The organism is Clostridium saccharoperbutylacetonicum N1-4(HMT) (genome assembly GCF_000340885.1).
Classification (GTDB): Bacteria; Bacillota; Clostridia; order Clostridiales; family Clostridiaceae; genus Clostridium; species Clostridium saccharoperbutylacetonicum.
Genome location: NC_020291.1, coordinates 1295031 through 1319510, shown reverse-complemented (window position 1 = coordinate 1319510; position 24480 = coordinate 1295031). Strand labels below are relative to the sequence as shown.

Here is a 24480-nt window from a genome sequence, read left to right as displayed (position 1 = left end):
CGCGAAAAATTATGCACTTCATCTATAACAAAAATATGAGCAATCTTTACTCTTAATCGTCTATTTTTTGCAAGTTTACACTTGCTACCATCATGTATTTGGAGCTACATAATATAATATTGCGTTATGATAGTTAAATTTTATATAAAAACTCTAACAAAATTCAATCACCTTGATAGGCACCCCCTTACAATTAAATCTAAAAAAGCATTGTTTTATTTTCTTAAAACTTTAAATATTTAGTTGATGATATTTGTGATGAAACAATATTTAAGCTACTCTCATATTTTAAATATATTCAAATTTTTATGTACTTAAGCTATTCTCTTCTTAATGATTCCACCGGATCTAACCTAGCAGCTTTATTGGCTGGTAACAATCCCGACATTGTACTTATAATTATACTTACCACTATTCCAAATACTTCATAGGACTTTTTTATTAAAACTAATTTAATCCCAAACAATTTATTTGAGATGATATTTATCCCCCTCATAAATAAGAATGCAAAAGCGAGTCCTATAATACCACTAAAAACTCCAATTAAAAATGCTTCACAAACAAAAATTCTTCTTATATCTTTTCTTCTTGCACCAATGGCTTTAATTATCCCTATTTCTTTTGTTCTTTCTACAACGCTAATATACATAACTACTATTATCATAATTGCTGATACTACCAAAGATATTGCTGCGATCCCTGATAGTACATATGTTAAAATACTTATCATTTGGTCAAATAGTTTCATCATTTCCTCTTGCGAAGAAACCGAATATCCCATTTCCCTAACTTTATCTTTAATTGCAGTTGTATATTTTTCACTACTCGTATTAATATAAACTGCATTTGGTTTTAATGTATATTTATTTTCTGAATACAAGTTTTCTAAATCTGAGTAATTCAAAAAAGCAGATTTCATTATTGAGGTTAAATCCCCACCAACCGCAGTATATATTCCGCTGACAACAAATTGTTTATCTATGATTTTTTGATTGACCAATATATGCATACTAATTTTTTTACCAATAACATCATCTCCAAGTTTGTCACTTGCAGACTTATTAATTAATATTTCTCCACCTTTAGGCAATGCTCCCTCTTTAATATTGGAGTTTATTATATTTGATGACACCGTTGATAATCTCATTAAATTACTTGTTTTATTATTATAAGTTAGGGAATTAACTCCCATAGAAATTATATTATAGCCTTTTTCTATTGAAGATACATTTTCTATTTTTGATAAAGCCTGTATATCTTCTTCTTCGAATGTTTTTTGTGTATTAATATTTGGTTTTTGTACAGCAGCAATATCCAAGTTAACCGTTTCTGTATCATCACTGGACATATTAACTTCTATTACCAAAGGATTTACATAACTATTCATTGTATTATTAAAATAAGCTTTAACTCCATTTCCAAAGGATAGCATTAAAATAACTCCCATTATTCCAATACTGGCTCCTATAGAAATAAGTATATTGCGTATTAACTTTCTTTTCATATTAACAATAGCTAACATTATAGAAGAAATAATACTTAATTTTTGACCTTTTTTATTAACCTTTACTTTTTCTTCATTAACGCTGCTTTCTAATTTAAAAATTTCTCTATCTTCAATTATCATTCCATCTGCTATACTAATCACTCTGCTGGAGTAAGAAGCCACCTTCTCGGAGTGAGTAACCATAATCACAAGTTTACCGTTTTCAGCAATCTTCCTAAGTATTTCCAAAACCTTCATTGATGTCTTAGAATCTAAACTGCCTGTAGGCTCATCAGCAATAATCATTTCTGGATCATTAACTAAAGCTCTTGCAATAGCTACCCTTTGTTTTTGTCCACCAGATAATTGGTTGGGCTTCTTATATATGTGATTTATTAATCCAAGTTCATTCAATATTTCTTTTGCACGTGTAACTCGTTCCTTTTTTCTAACATTAGATAAAGTCATAGCTATTGTTACATTATCTAAAATAGATAGATGTGATATTAAATTAAAGCTTTGAAAAATAAATCCAACTGTATTTTTTCTATATTTATCAAGTTCTTTTATTTCATATTTTTTTATATTTTTTCCATCTACAATTACTTCTCCAGAATACTCAGAATCTAATCCTCCTATTAAATTCATTAATGTTGATTTTCCACTACCTGATTCCCCAATAACAGATACTAATTCACCTTTATGAAAATTCAAGTTGATATTATTTAATGCATAAACTTTTTTGTTTCCATTTAATTTATAGTACTTATTAATATTCTTTAACTCCAATAAATACATTTATGTTTTCACCTTCTATCCATCTTTTGTAATAAAAATCAATACTTAAAATACAATTTAATTCAACGTTCCCTTAACTTCCCTAAACTTGATTGTATTTTACCTTTTACTCTTTTACCTAAAGTAGTTTTTGTATACTTCATTATAGAATGTTCTAAATTTTTCCCTTCCGCTTCTTTAAAAAACTTCTCTCGTTTTTTATTATATTTAACTGGCCTAACAATGCATGGATTATTACTTATAGCATATCCTATATCACTTTTTACTACTTCCATGCCACAAGATATTTTTTCAAATATTTCTTTTCCTTTTTCTGTGTTTACTAAAACTAATGATATACCCTTATCATCATTAAATTCTGAATGCTTTTTTTCTACGCCCCAATAATCTGCTAATGAAATATCGCTATTACTTGTAAAATTCTTTGCTTTGCATTCATAACATGATGGTCTTAAATATAAATCATGCAAAAACCCCTTCATATATATATCCTCATGTAAAGTTTTTGAGTAAATTTTATTATTTTCAAACTCTGTGACATAACTAAATTTATTCCAACCTAATGCTTTATCTCTAAATCGTATATCTTTGATGTTTGAATTATATTTATTTTTAAGATTTTCCTTATACAATTTAAAAATTTTAGGACTTGGTACCCCATGACAAATTATTTCTGAAGTAATCAAATTATCATAGCTCTTATTCAGAAACAAATTTAAGCCTTTTATCTGACATTGAGTTCCACTAAATAAAACTAATCTTCCATTATTTAAAAAATCTTTAGCTTGCTTATATGTATTTCCTATTTTACTTTGTACATACTTTGACCCTCGCAGTTTTTCACATTCCTCTATAGTTTCTGCTCCTATATGTTTAACCTCATAATTCTCATCAAAGGCAGCTCCAAATACTACACCGCCTTTTTTAATTACTTCCTCGCATAGTAATGTAAATACACCTCCTGATGAGCTGCTTTTTCTAATATCCTCATTCTTATTTCTACAGGCATATGCTATAATTTCTATCTTTTAAGCTTTAGGATCATTAATTACAGGACATGCTTTTTCACATAAATTACATTTTGTACACTCCCCATTATTAATTACTGGATATCCAAACCCCTCATCATCGACTTCAATATTTATACATTCTTTAGGACATATATTGACACATGAATAACATCCTGAACAATCTGATTTTTTAACTATATCAATCATTATGTTAAACACCTCTTTATTTTTATAAATCCTTTGATTGCAATATTTAATATTGTATTTTTACAACTTAAGCATTGAATAAAATCATTGACATTGGCTATATTATTATTCTTTAATATACTATATTGTTTATCAGCTAACTTATGGTCTTTAAATTCGCTAGCAATATACAATTTTTTTCTTATATATTTTTCTTTTATTATATTTAAGTACCTCATTTTTTCATCTTTCTGAATATCCATATTTTCAATTGTATTTACCAATATATCTTGATGATCATCACAGCGCTCTAGCATTTTTCTATAATCTATTTTTCTATGGGAATGACTATTTTCTCTAATCACATATAAATACAACGTTTCATCAATAAAGCCACATTTATATTTATAAGTAATAGGCAGTAACATTTGCCAATTTTGTCCTGCCCTGCTTTCATATATTGTTCTACTCGGATTTACATCTAAGAATGATTTTGCCCTCACCATATAGCAACCTGGCGCAAACCAAACTCTATTTTCTGTAATTAAATCTAAAAATAAGTCTTCTTTTAACTTATTAGCATTATTTTTTGCAAAACGTCCTTGAATTTTATCTAAGTTATTCTCTATAACTATAGCAGCATCAGTCCTTACTAATCCATATTCCTTATTCTTTTCTAAAAACAACATTTTCTTTTCTATGCTGTCGATTGTCAATACATCATCAGAATCAGGCCATGTTAAATAGTCTCCTTCAAAAATTTCAAGACCTTTATTCAAAGCACTTGCCTGACCTCCATTTTCTTGATAAATATATTTGAACTTCATTCCTTTTTCCTTAAATTTCGAAATATAAGATTTAGCAATACTTTCTGTTTTATCAGCCGAACCATCATTTACAAAAATCATCTCTATATTTTTATAGGTTTGATTTAATATAGATTCTAGGTATCTGCTTACAAATTTCTCTCCATTAAAACATGGAGTTATTATGCTAACCATTTTATCCATTTTATTTTTCCTCCTAAAGCCCTATCTGCCATGCTTAATACCTGCTGAAATTCTTTTGTCTTTCTAAATAGTAGTAGAAATACTAGATTAGGAATAGCCGCGCATATTAAAATTTTAATTATAAAATTAATAACCTTGCCTTCTAAGTAAAATACATTTAATATTTTGGATATCACGAAGGTAACTCCTAATATCGTAATTAAATATTGCGTATATTTTGCAAAATATCCTTTAGACGAAGTTTTTAAAGCATATTTGCAAACAATATAAGGTCTCTGCCAGCATGGTAATACTATACTTGAAACTAATGTTCCCATAAATACTCCTGCTAATCCCCAGCTTTGTACCAATATTATGGATAGAACTAAATTTACTACTGATTGAATTAATGGTGTGTACTTATCCTCATCATAAATTCCAGCTGCTGTCTTAACGGCATATATAGGTACCCTCATTCCTGTAAGGTAATAATTTAATAAAACGATAATCAATATTGCACTGGAAATCAAAAATTCCTTTCCCAGCCAAAGTTCTATAAATGGATTCAACAAATTATAAAAACAAATTGTTGCAAAACCAAATAACCAAAATGCAATAAAATTTATTATTTCAAAAATTTCAATTTTCTTTTCATCTGACTCTGTTGCTATTAAATTACCAAGACTTGCAGTCATACTATTAAAAAACATTACTATTATTCCATTTACCATGGCAATTATCATTGAATAATTTGAATACAATCCAACCATACTTACACTTATAAATGCAGAAATGACTATATTATCTGTTCCATTTATGCAATAATCTCCAATTTTATGAAACATCACTGCTTTTACATTTTTAATTATTGCTTTAAAATCTTCTTCGGACAGCTTTTCTGTGATTTTTTCTCTTAGCAATGGATACATTTTAGTAATCTTATTATTTATGTAAAGCCTTTGAATAAAAAGCACAAGCATATTAGTTAATAAATACATAATATAATTTTTAGCTATTAATAATACTATAATTTGCGCTGCTGTAATCATCACACTAAAAATTATATTAATTGAAGTTAACATATAATCTTTTTGATTTGCACTTAATAAGGTATTTTTGTAGCTCATAAGATATGAATATGACGTATTAACAAGATATATAAAAAAAATTAATTTTATATTTTTAACATCTCCAGGATCTTTTATAATTACATTTAAAAACATCATCAACATTAGTCCAACACAAAAAACTAATAATCCAATCCATCTATAAACTCTTTTATAAAAATTCATAAGCAATGTTATCTTTTTTTTGTTGCCTTCTGCTACTGGCTTATATAAACTAAAATTAATAGCAGTTCCAACACCTAATTCAGCCAAAGATAACATAGAAAGCACATTAGTAAGTAATCCGTTAACTCCTAAATATGATTTTCCAAGAACATTTATAAATATAGTTCTTGAAAAAAATGCTAACAGGTTAGTTATTAAATTAATTGCCAAACCTGATCCAAAGTTTTTTAGAGAATTTTTTATTCGCATAATACTGCAACTCCATTTATAAAATAAGGCATCTTACTTAATCTTCATTCCTATTTCTTCAATCATATTCCGAATGCTAATTTCCGCCTTAGATACCGATCTATTTATTTGATCCTTTATTTGCGATTCATTCTTTAATACATATTCAACCTTCCTAATTACTTCATTAGCAACTCCATAATTATTCCATTTAGACATCCCTAATCCATCAACAATAGTATTACCTAGTTTAAGACCTTCACCTATTACTCCATTATATTTAACACTGTAAGATATACTTATGGCTGGCTTTCTTGATTGAAAAGTGGATATTGAGCCATGCATTCTTCCAGTAATAGTGAACATACCATTTCCAAGTATAAATCTTGCCTCTAATGGCATCATTTCATCATATATATACGCATATTCTTTTCCTTCACCTAATCTTTGTTGTAATTCCCCTATCATATTTCTATCATCATATTGTGAGTTTCTAAGGACATGGGGTAAAAATACTATTTTTTTATCTTTAAATTTATCTTTTAAGTAGGTGATAATTTTAATCCAGTTATCCAAATATAGCTGCTTATCTTCGCAGTAACTATGATATAATCCCGATACAACTAAGGTTATGTATTCTTCACCCTTTAATTCATACTTATGTAATATATTTTCTTTAATTTTTACATCATCTTGATAAGGCAGTGGTAATAATGCTAAATCTGCCGATTCTTTACATTTTGAAATCTTAAGATTATTTTTTATATAATTTGTAGTCCATGGATCCCTTGAATAGATTGGTATATCTTTTAATGATCCTCTAGCTAATTCCATCCTTTCCTTGTGAAATGGCCCTATTGTCTGGCCAACTAAAAATGTCTTAATAGTCTTTTTAATGTCTTTAATACGCGATAATTCCCTTTTAAGAGCATCAATTTGATAATATTCAGATAAATCATCTCCACCTAATATTACTAACCTATCTGTATTCTTTTTTAATTTCTTCACCTGATTATTATAAAAATAATTAAATGCAACTTTTCTTTTCACCTTATTTATAGCTTTTTCCACAATATTATTAGAGTGAGTTAATGTGTAATCAATTGTTTCTCTTTTTATATTTCCTTCTTTGTATTGATTTCTAAAATTTTGTAAATCCTTATCATTAAATACATCTAAGAAATATTCATTTTTTTCTCCTAAATGTTTATCTAAATAATACATAAAATTTGTAACCATCATATTTGTTCCATAATTTAAAGGGTTACTTGCGTGCTCTATTCTAATTTTTCTCCCCATGATCACACAACCTTTCTTAATAACTCAATATACCTTTTGTTAATAACCCAAAATTCTTTGAAGCTTAATTTAAATTTCAGCAAATTCTTTAATCGATATATTGAATACGTTTTTATTCTTTTCTTAATATAAGTTTGCAAATTCAAATTCATTTTCGTAGAATTTAATTTTTTTACCTTTTCTATAATAAGTTCCATAGAATCCACTTCATCATGTAATGTATTAATATTTATATTTCTAGTTGTTGATAAATTATTTATTACATAATTATAGGTTTTGGTATTATCAAATTCTATTTTATTACTCAGAATTATTGCATCTACTACTAATGGAATATCCTCATACTTTTTTCCTTCTATAAATCTAATTCCATCTTCTTTAAAAAGCTTGCTTTGGAATATTTTATTGCAACTGTACCCCTCTACTTCATTGCTTAATAAAAACTTACTCAATACTTCTTCACTAGAAAAAATCACATTTTCCGTAAATGTAGCTATATCATGATTTACATTGTCCTGAACTATCATATAATTAAAAATTAATAAATCTAAATCATTTTTATAACACTTATCTATAAATTTAGAATATGAGCTAATTCCTGATATATAATCATCACTATCAACAAAAGTAATATAATTTCCTGCTGCAATTTTAATCCCATTATTTCTAGCCACTCCCTGTCCCATATTATCTTGGGCTATTACTTTAACACAATTATATTTTCTTTCATATTCCAATAATATATGTAGTGAATTATCCATGGATCCATCATCGATTAATATTATCTCTTTTTCCTTTAAATCTTGCTCTAATATACTTTCAATACATTTAGATATAGTTTTATCTGAATTATACACAGGTATTATTATACTTAAGTCCAACTCCATACCTCCTCAGCCATATGTAACAATTATTTTTTTAACTGATCTGTTAACTTAATAATTCTCTCATATCCAAATATATTAATTAAAATTTGTTTCAACTTTGATTTTCCTATCTTACTTTTACTCCTCCATGATCCCTCATAATGATGTATTGTATATGTATTTTTAGTAACATTAGCTCTTTCCCAGGAATGATTTTTAGGGTAAAAATATTCCTTTGGATAAATTGTAATAATATTTCTTACATTTTCTATTTTCTTATTTCCTTTATATCCTTCATGAGTAGCTAATTCAGTAATAATAAGTGGTATAGCCATCTTTCCTAAATCGTCTAAATAATCTATGAAATTTATATTATTATAATAATCAATTACATTTTTTATAAAATCATTTTTAGCCTTAGCACCTAAAATAGCAGCATTTATTATTTTGTCTCTTTCTATTCCTGCAAAAGCTTCATTTGTTATGAATTCATCTAAAGTTTTCAAAACTTCCATATCAGTATCTAAATAAATACCACCATAATTGTACAAAACCCAAATTCTACAATAATCTGCTACAAATGCCCACTTTTTAGCTTTATATGCTTTTTGAGTAAAATCAAATTCTTCTATCTTAAAATTTTTTTCACTCCATTCTATTATCTTATAATCCGGTAATTTTACTTTCCATGAATTTATACATTCTTTAATTAACTGTGGTTTTTCTTTTCCTCCAAACCAGCAATAATGTATTACTTTAGGTATAGTATTCATATTATCCTCCGTGTATCTATAGTATTATTATCATAATTTTTATCATTTTTAATTTTAGTCTATATTCTATTTTCACCTAGATAAGTAGCCATTACCATAAAAATGAATATTCCAGTAACATCCGTAAAAATAGCTTCTGCCGTACTTGCAATTAAAATGTATGAAAACAGCAAAAATGCTGCCAGCATATTTTTTTTATTTAGATAATACCGTCTTTTTATTGATATAAATATAGATATTATTGCGGCAACAAAGAGTACAAATCCAACAAAACCAAACTGGCCATATATATATGGCCAAAACGTATCAGCCATATAATCATACATATCCCTTGTTAATCCTATTACAGTGCTAATTGAATACATATCATATACTGGTGAATAATATTGGCCAGACAAATAAGATGCAAATGTTCCAAAGCCTGATCCAAATGGAAAATGATCACATGCTAACTTAAATCCAACAATATAAAGCGCAGGTCTTGCAGCTATAATCCCATAGGATGCAACTTCTACTATCTTTTTATAGGTTATTAAAATCCCAAATATTCCGAGTATAAAAATATATTTTAATTTTATTTTCTTAAAATATTTCAACATTAGCTTTTCAAAGAAATATGCCAATATAAACACAAATGCTTTGTTTCTGAAGGTTAAAATCAATATGATTATTGACTCAATAATGAATATTAGATCACTCTTTTTATGTTGATCTGCTATTATTACACACATCATAATTACCATAGATGAAACCAAATACGTCGAATGACTAAATAAAAATTTATAGCTTCTTAAACCATACCTTACATCAATATTCATTCCTATTTCAAAAAAAATATTAATAATTGAGAATATGAATATAATCATTATGTAAATCCGTGATCTATTAGCTACGCTAGTTAACAGCCTTTCTTTATTCAATCCATTTGACAATACTAAAGCACATATATAGAAAACAGGAAATTTTATTATATTAAATGCATCTTTATAAATTGCACTTTTTTCAGGTTGAATTTTAAAAATTACTGTACTCAACGCCCCTATAATCATGAAAATAAACATAAACCATGTAATTTTCTTTTCTATTGAAAAAAGTGCTTTTTTACGAAATTTATTCATTAAAGCACAAATCGTTAAAATTAGTAATAAAAGAGTGCATGCTTCATCTATATTATTAAAGATTGGAAAGATGTAAACAAAACAATTTTGAAATAAAAATATTTCAAACAAAACATTAAAAAAGAAAAACATCCTTTTCTCCTTTCGAAAAAAGTTTTATAACTTCTTTATTAACTTACTAGGAACCCCTCCGTAAATACCTTTCGCTTCTAAATTTTTAGTAACAACTGAATTTGCAGCTACAATTACTGTACTTTTTATATTTACACCTTTTGTTATAGTACAATTACTTCCTATCCAAACATTATCTTCTATCTTTATTTTCCCCATTGTAAAACCTTGTTTTGTAATAGGTAAATCCTTCATATCATACCGATGGTCGTGATCATAAATTCCTATATTAGATCCCAAAAGACAATCTTCACCTATGTTTATTCCAACTAAAGCTATTAAATTACAATTTGTATTAAGAAAAGTATTACCTCCAATATATATATTCCCCTTTAGACATTCTATTCTGCAAAAGTCTTCAATATATGCATTCTCCCCAAAACATAATTTGCATCCCATATTTATGTTGATTTTTACATTTTTACCTATATACAAAGATTTTATATTGGCCAATTTAAATTTTATCTTTTTTCCGAACTTTAATTTGAGTATAATAATTCTTATAAAAGATTTTAAATACTTAACAATTTTACCTATCATTTTTTTACCTACTTCATGAACCTGCTATTTTTTAAATTTGCCTTATATACATCTAAGTAAGAATTAAAATATATTTCACTATTAAATTTCCTATTAAATATTTCTACACATCTTTTCTTCATTATTATATATTTCTCTTTATTCTGATATATATTCATTATTTTTTCCTTAAATCCATCAATATCTTTCATTTCAACTAAATAACCATTTATTCCATTTTCAATTTCTTCCTTCGTTCCTGGAATGTTGGTTGCTATAACTGGCACTCCTTGCGAAAATGCTTCTAAAGGTGTTAATGGCAATCCTTCAATATAAGAGCATAATAATACCAAATTTATATATTTTAATTGATTAATTACATTATCCTTATTTCCCAAAATAAATACAAAATCATCCAATGCATTTTTTTTAATAAAATTTCTAATATTTTCTTTCTCTTCCCCATCACCAATAAGTATAAATCTTATATTACTTCCTTCTTCATTAATGCTTTTAGCAATGCTTAAAAAATCATATACACCCTTATAATCAACCAGCCTACTAATCTGTGCTATTACAAATCTGTTCTCAGCCTTTAATTTGAGCAGTATTTTATCTATTTCTTCATTCGCATTTTCAATATTAACAGTATTATAAATAGTAGTTATTCTACCTTCGTCTAAGTCACACTTATTCACTAAAGCTTCTTTAGCACCATTGCTCACTGTTATAATACTCACCCCTTCTAAAGTCATCTTAGTAAATTTAAATTTATCGTCAATACATAAATGCTGAGTATGAATAATTGGTACTTTAGTAATTTTTGATACTACTTTCGCAAGCAATGTTGTCATTCTATGGTGACTATGTATTATATTTATTTTCTCCTCTTTAACTATCTTATTTATAATTTTTACATTTCTTAATATGTCTAAAATATTTTTAGAATCAGTATTTATTATCTTATAATGCTTAATTCCCATATCCATTAATTCTTTTACTAATTCTCCACCCATACTTGCTACTACAATTTTATTGTCATTCATAAATAATCTAGTCAATTCAATGATACATTTTTCAACTCCACCTACACCCATTCCCCTGTTAATATATAATATATTCATTTTTCACTCCTCAAACTTTCTCTATAAGTATTGCAGTCACAACTTCAATTTTTATCTAAAATATAAATTAAGCATCATCAATTGCAACATATATTATGTAATTTAAGCTCCTTCTCAATTAAGTTTCTACTAAATTATTTCCCATATATCACGCTTTTATGTAAAATGAATTATTTTCCACATAGAAATTTTTTATTAATATATTCAATAAAAAATGAGACCAATAAAAAATCACTTTTCATTGATCTCGTTTCTATTTTGCTTATCTGTAATTGTAAATTATAAGCCCATAATCAATTTATCAAATTTTCTAATAAAATTATCTTTTTCAGAATCACCAATTTTACATCCCAATATCAGATTTTCATAATTATTAATTCTTGAAGCTAATTCATCAATATCATAAACTGCTAAAATCTTTTCTGAATTCTCTAACCTTTTTGTAAAAAGTATTTGATGATTATCAACATGCTCTTTAAATTCTGAATTTCTTGGTACTACTATTGGTATTTTATCATGTTGTAATGCTTGAAATATACTTCCAGGACCACCGTGAGTTATAATTATGTCACTCTTCTTTACATATAGCTCCATTTCTTCATATCCAAGTAATTCTTTATATTTATAATTTTTAGGAATATATTTACTGTATCCTATTTGAGCAAACACCTTGTGTTTTACTTCACCAGTTTCTACTAATCTATCTAACTCGATTAACAATCTATCTAATCCCTGTTCGTGTGTTCCTACAGTTACAAATATCATTAAAATATCCCTCCTAAAACTTGACCTTTAGAATAGAATTTCTTTTGTTCTTCCCATTGCAATATAAATAAATCACTTATTGGATGAACAATTTTTCCAGTTATAGTCGGTTTATCAATTCTATCATATACTTCTATATACACTACTTTTGCACCTAATAATTTTCCTATATAAAAGAATGGAATAGCAGGTGCAGCCCCTGTACTGATAATTAAATCTGGTTTTTCTTTAATTAAAACTTTTATAGATAGAAATGTATTTTTAATAAGATTCTTAATATTTCTATTGGTAGGGAAATAACACCAGTATTTACGCTCACCATTTAATATTGATCTTGAATCTTCCTTATCAAAAGTAACCCAGAATCTCTCTTTATCCTTCCACCATTCCTTTAATTGTATTAAATGTGTTAGATGACCTCCACTTGATGTTACAAAACATATCTTCATTTCATTGTTCCCTCCCTTAACTTGCATGCTCATCTCCGAAGAGTACAAAAAATGTTTTAAATATTAATTGTATATCAACTAGTAAACTTCTCTCCTCTACATACTTAATATCTAGTCTCATCCATTCTCTAAATCCAATATCATTTCTTCCGGACACTTGCCAATAACAAGTAAGACCTGGCTTAACACTTAATCTCTGCATCATCCAATTTTCAAACTTCATAACTTCATCTGGAAGCGACGGTCTTGGTCCTACCAGACTCATTTCCCCTCTTAATACATTAATTAATTGAGGAAGCTCATCTATGCTTGTCTTTCTAATAAATTTACCAACCTTTGTTACTCTTGGATCTTCTTTCATCTTAAACATTGGCCCACTTATCTCATTTTTATCAGATAGCTTGTCTTTTAATTCTTCTGCATTTACCACCATGGACCTAAACTTATATATACCAAAAGTTTTACCATCCTTCCCAACTCTCTTTTGAATAAAAACTATTGGTCCTTTTGACTCAATCTTAATTGCAACTGCTACTATAAGAAATATTGGAACTAATGCTATAAGCCCAATCAATGAACATATTATATCCATCATTCTCTTGAAAAAACAATACCTTCTTTTTGTTTCAATTTGCTCCATAAACAAAGCTTCTTGTCGTTCTAGATCCAATTGTTGCAAGCATACCCCCCCTAATTCTCATTCCTAAATTATTATTTCTTTAAATTCATATTTTAATCCAATACAAATTTCAAAAATATTTTAGTATTTTTTTTACATAATTTATTATAACACAATCTATATACCCTGTTAATTAATAATTGTTTGCTATTTTTGTAGAATATGTATAATACGACATTTATATTTTTTTCTGTCATATTGTGTCGCAATATTTATTGTATGAAATAAATATAATCAGATTTAATTAAGTCTATATAAATATTTTTAGCTACAATTAAAAGTAAAATCTTTCTTCTAAAATAATAGGCAAATGATAACTAAAAAGTAATAATATCACCTGATCTTATTCACTAAAAAAGAGCGCCAAACATTTTATTTTCAAAATGTTTAACGCCCTTTAATTAAGTTATATATTAATATTATTCAGAATTGTCCCATATACATTTTATATAAATTCATTTCTTAAAAAATGAGAATATTGATTTCTTCTCTTTAATTTCTTCACCAAAAAAGTCAACCTGCTCACAGTTTAGAATTTTTACTGAACTATCATTAAATATTTTTTCAAGATTACTATCATACTTATTTATTAATGTTATTGCAGCAGATAATCCTGTATTTCTATTTTTAGTATCATGTGCATCTGATCCAATGAAATTATATATTCCATTCCTTAAAAGAATCTCTGCAGTTTTTTTTACATCTGCCCCAAACTTCCCTTCTAAACTTCCAGTATTCATTTGGAATAGATATCCCTCGTTAATAAACCTATTAATATATGAAGTTTTTTCAATAATAGGCTTATATCTTTCTGGATGAGCTATTATTGGAATAATATGTCTAACTTGAAGTTCATAAATTATATCTATAATATTATCATCAAATTTTCTCATAGGAAATTCAATTAACATATATTTTGAATCATTTAATGTTCCAATTTTCCCTTCCATATAATATTGTATTATATTTTCAGTATAATACACCTCTTGTCCACTATATACTTTCACATCTACCCCCTCTCGAGTCAGTATTTCATTAATCTCATTAACAAATTCCCTCACTTCTGAAATCATAGCTTCACCATATTCCAAAAGATAATGAGGTGTTGCAATGATTTGTTTAGTTCCATCTTTTTCTGCATTCCTTAACATCTCTAGGGTAATTTCCATATTTTTTGCTCCATCATCAATTCCCGGTATTATATGTGAATGAATATCTACTATCATATTTGCTCCTAGCTAACTTTTCTATAATCTGTTTCTTGAAAGTTTCTTTAATTTCATTTTAAAATACTCTTTTTATTATTTTTAATCCTTATTCTCATCGCCACTTCCATAATAGTAATAATATTTTCCTCTAGTGTTTTCAACTGCATGTAAAACTGTACCTATTATATTAGCACCTACCTTATTCAAAAGACTCTTAGCCTCAATTACGGATTCTTTACTAGTTCTTTTAGCTCGTGTTACAAGAATAGTCCCATCTACTTTCGTTGAAAGTATTTGAGCATCTGTAACTGCTTTAAGTGGTGCACTGTCTAAAATAATAATATCATATTTTTCTCTCAGTCTTCCTATCAATGCACTCATAGCTGTTGAAGATAACATTTCTGATGGATTGGGTGGAATTTTACCTGATGTTAAAATATCCAAATTATCATTACGCTTTTCTACTGCATTTTCTAATTCTTCTTTACCTATAAGCACTTCTGACAAGCCAATTAAATTTGATATCTTAAATTTTTTATGCATTGAAGGTTTTCTTAAATCACAATCTATTAATATAACCTTCTTTTCATTTTGAGCAAATGATAATGCAAGATTACCTGATACTGTAGATTTTCCTTCTGCTGCTTCTGCACTTGTAATAACTATTGTTTTTATTTGTTTATCAAATGATGAGTATTGTATATTCGTTCTTAAGGTTCTATATGACTCAGCTGCTATTGATTTTGGGTTTTGCTCTACTACAAAACCTTTATATTCTTGAAGTTCTATTGCTTTTTTAATTCTTCTCGACTCCAACATAACTTTCCCCCCCTTTATTCAACATCATCAGGAATTACACCAATAACAGGTATCCCTAGTGCTTCTTCCAGTTGACCTTTTGTCTTAAATGTATTATCTATAAACTCTAACAAAAATGCTAATCCAATACTAATAATAAAGCCAACTAAAGATGCAATAAATATATTCATAGCTTTGTTAGGACTAGACGGACTTTCAGGAACTTTTGCACTTTCTATTACTTTCACCTTACCATTGGGTATAAGTTCTTTAGATGATTTTATAAATTCATTTGTAATTGAATTTACTACATCTTTAGCTAATGCTTTATCTGTACTTATATATTGAATTTCTATAATTTGAGTATCAGTTCTTGGAGTAACTGTCAAACTGCTAAGTACTTTTTCTGATGTTATATTTAAACCGTCTGATTTAATTGCTCTATCAACTAAATCATCAGTCATCATTAATTCTGCATATGTCTTTATAAGCTTCTGATACATTTGAACGTCATTAGTATTATAACTTTGATCTTTGGTATCTTCCTTTCCTATAAATACTTTTTCACTTGCTTTATATTTAGGTGCAACCAAAAAAAAATTTATACCTACAGCTATCAAAGCTATACTTAATGTTATTAGAAGTATCATTTTCCATCTCTTAATCAGTATATCAAAAATATCTTCAAATTTTATAATTTCTTCATTCTTAATATATTCTTCATTCATTTCTCAAACTCTCCGCAATACTATTTTTCTCTTCAGATTTTAGTATTTACAAAAAGCTTTTCTTTATACTAAATCAACACCGTTATATTCATAGCTTGAAGAAATCAAATATCTGAAATATAATAAAACCCGCTTCATACTATATGCAGCATGAAACAGGTTATTTTTAAAATAAAAATAATTCTACCCGAATCTAATGTATCTATCAACTATATTCTTTATACTTTTATCCAAATAAAGTTCTATCACTTAGTGCTTCTCCTCCATTAGCTTTTTCAAAAAGTCCAAGAAGCTTACTAGTATCCAATTTTTCTTTTTCTTCGCCTTTTACATCATATAGGATTTCTCCTCTATGCATCATAAAAAGTCTATTTCCATTTTCAAGAGCATGTTTAAGATTGTGCGTAACCATCAAAGTTGTTATTCCACTATCTTTTACAATTGTTCTTGTTATATCCATGATTTTTTCTGAAGTCTTTGGATCTAGAGCAGCAGTGTGCTCATCTAATAATAGCAATTTAGGTTTAGACATCACTGACATAAGCAATGTAAGGGCTTGTCTTTGGCCTCCTGATAATAACAATACTTTATTATAAAGTTTATCTTCTAATCCCAAGTTTAATTCTCTTACCATTTCTTTATAGTACTCTATTCTTTTCTTATTTATTCCAAAGCTAAGTCCAAATTTCTTACCTTTATTATCAGCTAATGCGATGTTTTCTAAAATTGTCATATTAGGTGATACACCTTTTGATGGATCTTGAAACACTCTTCCTATTGATCTAGATCTAATATATTCTGGTTTCTTAACAACTTCATCTCCATCTAATACAATCGATCCCGAATCAGCTTCTAAAGTTCCAGATATCATATTTAGTAAAGTCGACTTTCCTGCCCCATTAGAGCCTATAATACTTATAAAATCCCCCTGATTAACTGATAAAGACAATCCATCAAAAACCCTATTTTCATTTATAGTATTAGAATTAAATACTTTGGATAGTTGTTTGACTTTTAACATCAACTGCACCACCTTCCACAATAGTCTTTTTCTTTTTAAATTTAAAAATTCCATTATTAGAACATAGCGCAATAATTACAATTATTGCTGTCATTAGCTTTAAATCATTAGGCGTAATTCCAACTACTGATCCATATTTTAATACTATAGCAATTGCACATTTATAAATAACTGCTCCAATTATTGATAATGTAGTTGCTTTTATAAAAGATATCTTTTCAAATAAAGAAGTCCCAATAATTACAGCTGCAAGTCCCATTACAACAGTACCAGTTCCCATTCCAACATCACTAAATCCTTGATATTGAGCAGTTAATGCTCCTGCTAATGCTGCTAATGCATTACTTATAGCAAGTCCTAAAACTTTAATCATATCTTTATTTACCCCAAGAGAAGAAACCACTTGTTCATTATCTCCTACAGCTGTAAGTAAAAATCCAGACTTTGTTTTCATATATAAATCAAATAAAATCTTAACTACTACAAGCATTGCAATAATAATTCCCATAGCCGGTATTCCTAATTTAAAGACATGATTAGCATTAAATAAAGGAATATTAGCTTTTCCCATTATTCTTAAGTTTATAGAATATAAACCTATCATCATAAGTATACCAGCCATTAAATTATCAATTTTAAATTTAACATGCAGAAAGCCTGTTATTGACCCAGCTATTCCACCTCCAATAGCTGCTGCTATAAGACTAATCCAAGGATTTACACCTTGGATCAAAAGAGCTGCAGAAATAGCTGCTCCCATTGGAAAAGTACCATCAACAGACATATCTGGAAAGTCCAATATTTTATAGGTTATATAAACTGCTATTGCTACAAGTGAAAATAGTAACCCTTGTTCTAAAACATTAATTAAAACATCCACTATTCAGCGCCTCCAGTCACTTTCTTAGCTTTATCTTCTATTTCCTTTGGTATAGTTACATTCAATTTTTTAGCAGTGTCTGTGTTTATAGTAAATGCCATATCACTTAAAGTAGTTATTTCAACTTCTGAAGGCTTCTTTCCATTTAATACATCTGCCGCTTTAGCCCCTGCTTCCTTACCTAATTTGTAGTAATCTATTCCAATTGATGCAAGACCACCTTTACTTACAATTGCTTCTTCAGCTCCTATTATAGGAACTTTTTTATCTAAGCAAAGTTTTCCTACTAAAGAATAACCTGAAGCTACTGTGTTATCTGTTGGTGTATACAATACATCCATTTCACCCAAAGCATTTGATAAATTTTGATTAATTTCATTTACATTAGTAACGCCAACTTCTTTTACTTTTAAGCCAGCCTTTTCTGCTGCTGCCTTAAGCTCATCAACTTGAATTACAGAGTTTGTTTCAGAAGTATTATAAATTACTCCTACTGTTTTTGCATTTGGAATTAATTTTTTCAATAATTCTATTTGCTTGTCCACCGGAACCTTGTCTGATGTACCAGTAACATTAGTACCTGAACTCTTCCAATCTTTTGCAACTTCTGCCTTAACTGGATCTGTTACTGCAGTAAATACTATTGGAATATCCTTTGTTGAATTATATGCAGCTTGTACAGCTGGTGTAGCAATTGCAAAAATCAAATCTTTTTTAGAATCTGCAAATTGTTTTGCTATAGTTTGCGCATTACCTTGATCTCCTTGAGCATTTTGTTGTTCTATCTTGATGTTCTTTCCATCTTCAAAACCTTTTTCCTTAAGACCATCAACAAATCCTTTATTAGCAGCATCTAGTGCATCATGTTGAACTAATTGTAAAATACCGATATTCTTAACCTGTGCTGAAGCATTACTTCCTTTATTAGAATCTGCTCCCCCATTTCCACAGCCTCCAAGAATTCCTCCAACTAAAACCGTACATAACAAAATAGCTAATTTTCTTTTTCCTACCATAATTCTATCCTCCTGTTATTTGCTATTATCAATTTCCTACTATACTACTTGATCTCTTTTAACCTTCTATAATTAATTTTATAAATATACAAATATATTTATGATAATTACTTAATAAAATTGATAATAAATTATAAAACTTTTAAGTTATAATATCATATTTTATATTTTTTGTAAAGTTGATCATCCTTATTTTTGAATAATTCTTTAATATTTCACTACAAAAATTATATAAAATATGCGTTCCAATTATAAAGCTTTAAATATTAATAAAAAAATTCATAGGAATTTTTCAAAACCTATGAATACATCTGATATTTTATTACTGTGGCAAAGACCTATGTCCTATTCCTATAACTACTTCATCTAAATGTAACAATCCTATATTTAGAAATATGCAAACAGATATATGCTCCCCTCTCTTTGCTATTCCTATTTTTCCACCTACATTCAATCCATTTGCTCTATTGGCAATCTGCATTATTGCATCTCTTGTTGCTCCTATAACAGCCCCTTCATGTAAATGCTCTTCTCTTATTAACTCATTTCTTTTTGCAGCAACTAAAGCACTTTCAAGTATCTTCGTTATAGATGAATTAATATTTCCACCAATATTTACTGCTGTTACTTTTATTCCTTTTTCGCTGTAATACTTTTTTAATTGCTCTTCTTCATGTCTATCACATATAGCCATCTTTGTTGCAATCTTTGCAACTCTTGTACTATTACTCTCCATATTTCACCTCTATGCATTAACTTAAATATAATGTTTTCTATAAGCGCATCCCATATACTATTAAGTATTTTACCCTTAACTCTATATTTATCACCAATTTTTATTTTACTTATTATATTATATCCCATAACTTATCTCAATTAAACAAAAAAAATAAGACTAAAGAGTTTTACTCTATAGTCTATACATTTATATATCTTTTGAGTTTATATATTAGAAAAATCCAAAACTATAATTCCATTAATAAAAATTTCCCATTTGTCTAAATTTATTGTATCTATCTTGAACTAATTCATTTAAATTTTTATCTTTTAATTCTTGTAATGAGTCTAAAATAACTTTCTTAATCAATCCCGCTGTTCTACCTGGGTTTCTATGTGCTCCACCTCTAGGTTCCTTTATAATATCATCAATTATATTAAAATCTTTTAAATCTTTAGCTGTAATTTTCATAACTGATGCTGCTTCTTTTGCTCTGCTAGCATCTTTCCATAAAATAGATGCGAACCCTTCTGGAGTAAGAATTGAGTATATAGAATATTCTAACATGAAAATTTTATCTGCAACTGCTAGTGCTAAAGCTCCACCACTTCCACCTTCACCTGTTAAAATAGATATTATTGGCGTCTTTAATCTACTTAATTCAAAGAGATTATTAGCTATGGCTTGCCCTTGACCTCTTTCTTCTGCTCCAATTCCTGGAAATGCACCTGGCGTGTCTATAAAACAAACCACAGGTCTTTTGAATTTTTCAGCTTGCTTCATAAGTCTTAATGCTTTTCTATATCCTTCTGGATTTGGCATTCCAAAATTTCTTTCTATATTTTCATTAGTGTTTGAACCTTTAGTGATTGCTATAACTGTCACATTTGTATCACCAATTGATGCAATTCCTCCAATTATGGATTTATCATCTCCAAAGCTTCTATCTCCATGAAATTCAATAAAGTCATTAAAAATAGTTTCTATATAATACTTGCCAGTTGGCCTATCTTTATGCCTTGCAATTTCAACATTTTCCCATGGTGTCGTATTAATTTTTATAAAGTCCTTATCCATTATTTCTCACCCCATGTAAAACTAGAATTTTGTATATACAAGCCCTCATGTTCTTTCTTTCTACAATAGCATCTATAAATCCTTTTTCAAGTAAAAACTCTGCCTTTTGAAAATCGTCTGGAAGACTTTCTTTAATTGTATTTTCAATTACTCTTCTTCCTGCAAATCCAACCAAAGCATTTGGTTCACTTAATATAATGTCACCTTCCATAGCAAAGCTTGCTGTTACTCCTCCTGTTGTCGGATCTGTTAATACAGTAATATATAAAAGACCAGCTTCATCATGTCTTGCAAGAGCTGCGCTCACTTTTGCCATTTGCATAAGAGAATATATACCTTCTTGCATTCTAGCTCCACCTGATGTTGTAAAAATTATTATTGGAAGTTTATTTTCAGTAGCATATTCAACAAGTCTCGTAATTTTTTCTCCTACTACAGTTCCCATACTTCCCATCATAAAAAAACTATCCATAACAGCACATGCGACACTTAAGCCATTTAACTGTCCAACGCCTGTAACAACTGCTTCAGTACTAGTAGTTTTTCCACTTTTTAATTTTTCTTCATAGCCTTCAAATTCTAAAGGATTCGTTGTCTTTAATTCTCTCCAAAATTCTTTAAAAGTATCCTTATCTAAAAACATTCTTATTCTTTGTTTTGCATTTAATCTAAAATGATACCCACAAGTCGAGCAAACATATTTAGAATTTTCCAAATCTTCGCCATAAATCATGGCATTACATTTGTCACACTTAACCCACATACCTGATGGAATATTAGGTTTTTCTTCAGAAATATTCTTTTTTATGCTTGAAGACTTAACAGTTGCATATGTCTTCTTTTTAAATAAATCCTTAAGCATTCTTCTTCACCATCTTTTCTGCTAAAAATGAAGTGTCATAATCCCCTTCTAAGAATTCTTTACTTTCTAGTATTGATAATTCAAAATCAATATTTGTTTTTACTCCACCTACTGCAAATTCTGCTAATGCCCTATTCATTTTGACAATAGCTTCATTTCTATCATTTCCAAAGGTAATTACCTTAGCCATCATAGAATCATAACAATGGGGTATTTTATAACCACAGAATATTGCCGAATCAATTCTAACTCCCATTCCACCTGGAATGCAAAGTTCTTCTATTTTTCCTGGACAAGGCCTAAAGTCATGGTCTGGATCTTCTGCATTAACTCTACATTCTATTGCATGACCTTTAATTTTTATATCATCTTGAGTAAATTCAAGTTTTTCTCCTGCTGCTATCTTTAGTTGTTGCTTAACTAAATCAATACCTGTAATCATTTCTGTAATTGGATGTTCTACTTGTATTCTTGTGTTCATTTCCATAAAATAAAAATTATTATCTTTATCAAATAAGAATTCTATAGTTCCTGCATTTTTATAATCTACTGCAAGAGCTGCCTTTTTTGCAATTTCACCCATCTTTTCTCTTAATTCTGGCGTAAGTACATTAGATGGAGCTTCTTCTAAAACCTTTTGATTTTTTCTTTGCATAGAACATTCTCTTTCACACAAATGAATTACATTTCCATGTTCATCTGCTAATATTTGAAATTCAATATGCTTTGGTTTTTGAACAAATTTTTCTATATATAAAGAATCATCCCCAAAACAAGCCTTTGCTTCTGCTTTAGCAGTTTTAAAGCCTAATAAAAATTCTTCATCATTATGAGCAATTCTTATTCCTTTTCCACCACCACCAGCTGATGCTTTTATCATTATTGGATATCCAATTTCTTTTGCTATTTCTAAGGCATGATTTTCATCTCTTATTTCGCCCTCATATCCAGGAACAACAGGAACTCCTGATATTTTCATTATCTTTCTAGCTTCTGCTTTGTTTCCCATCATTTCTATTGTTTCATAATCAGGCCCAATAAATTTTATGTTACATTGTCTACACATCTTTGCAAATTTTGGATTCTCAGATAAAAATCCAAAGCCTGGATGTATAGCATCAGCTCCTGTTAAAACACATGCGCTTAAAATATTTGTTATATTTAAATAGCTATCTTTAGGCATTGCAGGACCAATACACACAGCTTCATCAGCTAATTGAGTATGTAGAGCTTCTTTATCTGCTTCTGAATAAACTGCAACTGTACTTATTCCCATTTCTCTGCAAGCTCTAATTATTCTAACTGCAATTTCGCCTCTATTGGCAATTAGTACCTTCTTTAACATTATTCTCACCTATCCTACTGCAATGCAAAAAGTATTTCTGCTTCGCAAACTGTTTTTCCATCAACTGATGCTATTCCGTGACCTATCCCTATAGGCCCCTTGATTTTTATTATTTCACAAAATAAATCTAATCTATCACCAGGCACAACTTTTCCTTTAAATCTAGCTTTATTAATTCCTGCAAATAAAGGAGTTTTACCTTTAAATTTTTCCATAGAAAGAATAGCCACTGTTCCTGTTTGAGCTAATGCTTCAATTTGCAAAACTCCTGGCATAATTGGCTCTTGTGGATAATGTCCTTGAAAATATGCTTCGTTAGCAGATACATTTTTATACCCTTTAACAAATAATTTTTCCTCAATATCCATTTCAAGAACTCTGTCTATTAATAGCATTGGATATCTATGAGGTATAATTTCTTTTATTTGATTAGTATCAAGCATTTATTATTCCCCCTTAACCTTAAATAATGGTTGACCGTATTCTACCATATCACCATCTTTAGCTAAACATTCAACTATTACTCCATTATATTCACTTTCTATTTCATTCATTAGTTTCATAGCTTCAATTATACATATAATTTTACCTTTAGCAACTGTATCTCCCACTTGCGCAAAAGGTGCACTATCTGGTGAAGCTGCTGAATAAAATGTTCCTACCATAGGTGAAGTTATAACACTAATATCTTTATCATCTACAATAGTTTCCTTTTCTGTAGTTTTTAATTCTTCACTTTCGACTATATGAGTTTCAGTTTTTTCTTTAATAACAGTAGTTTCAGCACTTGCTGGAATATTAGTCACTTGATTAATACCGCTTGATTTAACAGTATTATCAGCTATCCCTCTAACTAATGATTTATCCATTTTTATGTGATCATTGCCATTTTGAAGCTCAAAAAAAGCTAGGCTTGAAGCATCTACTAATTTAATAAGCTCTTTAATTTTCTCAAAGTCCATAATAATCCTCCTTGTGTCAGGTTACAGTTTACAATTTACAGTTTACAGAAGAAATTCTAAAAGAATTTCTCTCTAAAACTGTAGTTGTTAATTGTTCGTTGTTAGCTGCAAAC

The 24480-nt window shown here is 28.5% G+C and carries 25 protein-coding genes and 1 pseudogene; all 26 read right to left on the bottom strand.

Annotated features, from left to right (window positions below; all coding sequences use genetic code 11):
- Positions 1 to 319: 319 nt before the first annotated feature.
- Positions 320 to 2284 (bottom strand): ABC transporter ATP-binding protein/permease, encoded by a 1965-nt coding sequence (locus tag CSPA_RS05845; protein WP_015391291.1) that lies wholly within the window; start codon positions 2282 to 2284, stop codon positions 320 to 322.
- Positions 2285 to 2346: 62 nt separating this feature from the next.
- Positions 2347 to 3300, bottom strand: coding sequence for a Coenzyme F420 hydrogenase/dehydrogenase, beta subunit C-terminal domain (locus CSPA_RS28955; RefSeq protein WP_423219812.1), 954 nt, complete (start codon positions 3298 to 3300; stop codon positions 2347 to 2349).
- Between the two features lie 12 nt (positions 3301 to 3312).
- Positions 3313 to 3501: a 4Fe-4S binding protein gene (locus CSPA_RS28950; protein WP_017810798.1), complete on the bottom strand. Its 189-nt coding sequence runs from the start codon at positions 3499 to 3501 to the stop codon at positions 3313 to 3315.
- Entirely contained in the window at positions 3501 to 4490 is a 990-nt protein-coding gene (locus CSPA_RS05835) for a glycosyltransferase family A protein (RefSeq protein ID WP_015391290.1), read from the bottom strand. The genes CSPA_RS28950 and CSPA_RS05835 overlap by 1 nt, the downstream gene beginning before the upstream one ends.
- Positions 4469 to 6010, bottom strand: a complete 1542-nt coding sequence (locus CSPA_RS05830; RefSeq protein ID WP_015391289.1) for a lipopolysaccharide biosynthesis protein — start codon at positions 6008 to 6010, stop codon at positions 4469 to 4471. Before CSPA_RS05830 ends, CSPA_RS05835 begins: the two co-directional genes overlap by 22 nt.
- A gap of 33 nt (positions 6011 to 6043) precedes the next feature.
- Positions 6044 to 7288: a polysaccharide pyruvyl transferase family protein gene (locus CSPA_RS05825; RefSeq protein ID WP_015391288.1), complete on the bottom strand. Its 1245-nt coding sequence runs from the start codon at positions 7286 to 7288 to the stop codon at positions 6044 to 6046.
- A 2-nt stretch (positions 7289 to 7290) separates the two neighbouring features.
- Positions 7291 to 8175, bottom strand: a complete 885-nt coding sequence (locus tag CSPA_RS05820) for a glycosyltransferase (protein WP_423219809.1) — start codon at positions 8173 to 8175, stop codon at positions 7291 to 7293.
- 23 nt (positions 8176 to 8198) lie between these two features.
- Positions 8199 to 8936, bottom strand: a pseudogene (locus tag CSPA_RS05815) (glycosyltransferase family 32 protein); the annotation flags it as partial.
- Positions 8937 to 8986: 50 nt separating this feature from the next.
- A complete protein-coding gene (locus tag CSPA_RS05810; RefSeq protein WP_241393470.1) occupies positions 8987 to 10045 on the bottom strand; it encodes a hypothetical protein in 1059 nt (352 codons plus the stop codon).
- A 156-nt stretch (positions 10046 to 10201) separates the two neighbouring features.
- Positions 10202 to 10756: an acyltransferase gene (locus CSPA_RS05805; protein ID WP_015391284.1), complete on the bottom strand. Its 555-nt coding sequence runs from the start codon at positions 10754 to 10756 to the stop codon at positions 10202 to 10204.
- A gap of 8 nt (positions 10757 to 10764) precedes the next feature.
- On the bottom strand, positions 10765 to 11859 hold the full coding sequence (locus tag CSPA_RS05800) for a glycosyltransferase (RefSeq protein WP_015391283.1): 1095 nt from the start codon (positions 11857 to 11859) through the stop codon (positions 10765 to 10767).
- Between the two features lie 279 nt (positions 11860 to 12138).
- On the bottom strand, positions 12139 to 12624 hold the full coding sequence (gene pssE, locus CSPA_RS05795) for a PssE/Cps14G family polysaccharide biosynthesis glycosyltransferase (protein ID WP_015391282.1): 486 nt from the start codon (positions 12622 to 12624) through the stop codon (positions 12139 to 12141).
- A complete protein-coding gene (pssD, locus tag CSPA_RS05790) occupies positions 12624 to 13073 on the bottom strand; it encodes a PssD/Cps14F family polysaccharide biosynthesis glycosyltransferase (protein ID WP_026106437.1) in 450 nt (149 codons plus the stop codon). The genes pssE and pssD overlap by 1 nt, the downstream gene beginning before the upstream one ends.
- Positions 13074 to 13089: 16 nt before the next feature.
- Positions 13090 to 13752 (bottom strand): sugar transferase, encoded by a 663-nt coding sequence (locus tag CSPA_RS05785; protein WP_015391280.1) that lies wholly within the window; start codon positions 13750 to 13752, stop codon positions 13090 to 13092.
- Positions 13753 to 14207: 455 nt separating this feature from the next.
- On the bottom strand, positions 14208 to 14978 hold the full coding sequence (locus CSPA_RS05780) for a tyrosine-protein phosphatase (protein ID WP_015391279.1): 771 nt from the start codon (positions 14976 to 14978) through the stop codon (positions 14208 to 14210).
- Positions 14979 to 15059: 81 nt separating this feature from the next.
- Positions 15060 to 15779: a CpsD/CapB family tyrosine-protein kinase gene (locus tag CSPA_RS05775; RefSeq protein WP_015391278.1), complete on the bottom strand. Its 720-nt coding sequence runs from the start codon at positions 15777 to 15779 to the stop codon at positions 15060 to 15062.
- 14 nt (positions 15780 to 15793) lie between these two features.
- Complete coding sequence (locus tag CSPA_RS05770; protein WP_015391277.1) at positions 15794 to 16486, bottom strand: YveK family protein; 693 nt, start codon at positions 16484 to 16486, stop codon at positions 15794 to 15796.
- Positions 16487 to 16712: 226 nt separating this feature from the next.
- Entirely contained in the window at positions 16713 to 17507 is a 795-nt protein-coding gene (locus CSPA_RS05765; RefSeq protein WP_015391276.1) for an ABC transporter ATP-binding protein, read from the bottom strand.
- Entirely contained in the window at positions 17473 to 18387 is a 915-nt protein-coding gene (locus CSPA_RS05760; RefSeq protein ID WP_015391275.1) for an ABC transporter permease, read from the bottom strand. The genes CSPA_RS05765 and CSPA_RS05760 overlap by 35 nt, the downstream gene beginning before the upstream one ends.
- The gene (locus CSPA_RS05755) at positions 18387 to 19403 is read right to left on the bottom strand and encodes an ABC transporter substrate-binding protein (RefSeq protein WP_015391274.1); all 1017 of its coding nucleotides are present in this window, start codon (positions 19401 to 19403) and stop codon (positions 18387 to 18389) included. The genes CSPA_RS05760 and CSPA_RS05755 overlap by 1 nt, the downstream gene beginning before the upstream one ends.
- A gap of 322 nt (positions 19404 to 19725) precedes the next feature.
- Positions 19726 to 20139: a HutP family protein gene (locus CSPA_RS05750; RefSeq protein WP_015391273.1), complete on the bottom strand. Its 414-nt coding sequence runs from the start codon at positions 20137 to 20139 to the stop codon at positions 19726 to 19728.
- 240 nt (positions 20140 to 20379) lie between these two features.
- The gene (locus CSPA_RS05745) at positions 20380 to 21198 is read right to left on the bottom strand and encodes an acetyl-CoA carboxylase carboxyltransferase subunit alpha (protein WP_015391272.1); all 819 of its coding nucleotides are present in this window, start codon (positions 21196 to 21198) and stop codon (positions 20380 to 20382) included.
- Entirely contained in the window at positions 21191 to 22060 is an 870-nt protein-coding gene (gene accD, locus CSPA_RS05740; protein WP_015391271.1) for an acetyl-CoA carboxylase, carboxyltransferase subunit beta, read from the bottom strand. Before accD ends, CSPA_RS05745 begins: the two co-directional genes overlap by 8 nt.
- On the bottom strand, positions 22053 to 23405 hold the full coding sequence (locus tag CSPA_RS05735) for an acetyl-CoA carboxylase biotin carboxylase subunit (protein ID WP_015391270.1): 1353 nt from the start codon (positions 23403 to 23405) through the stop codon (positions 22053 to 22055). The genes accD and CSPA_RS05735 overlap by 8 nt, the downstream gene beginning before the upstream one ends.
- Positions 23406 to 23419: 14 nt before the next feature.
- Positions 23420 to 23848: a 3-hydroxyacyl-ACP dehydratase FabZ gene (gene fabZ / locus CSPA_RS05730; protein WP_015391269.1), complete on the bottom strand. Its 429-nt coding sequence runs from the start codon at positions 23846 to 23848 to the stop codon at positions 23420 to 23422.
- 3 nt (positions 23849 to 23851) lie between these two features.
- Complete coding sequence (gene accB / locus CSPA_RS05725) at positions 23852 to 24367, bottom strand: acetyl-CoA carboxylase biotin carboxyl carrier protein (protein WP_015391268.1); 516 nt, start codon at positions 24365 to 24367, stop codon at positions 23852 to 23854.
- Positions 24368 to 24480: the final 113 nt, after the last annotated feature.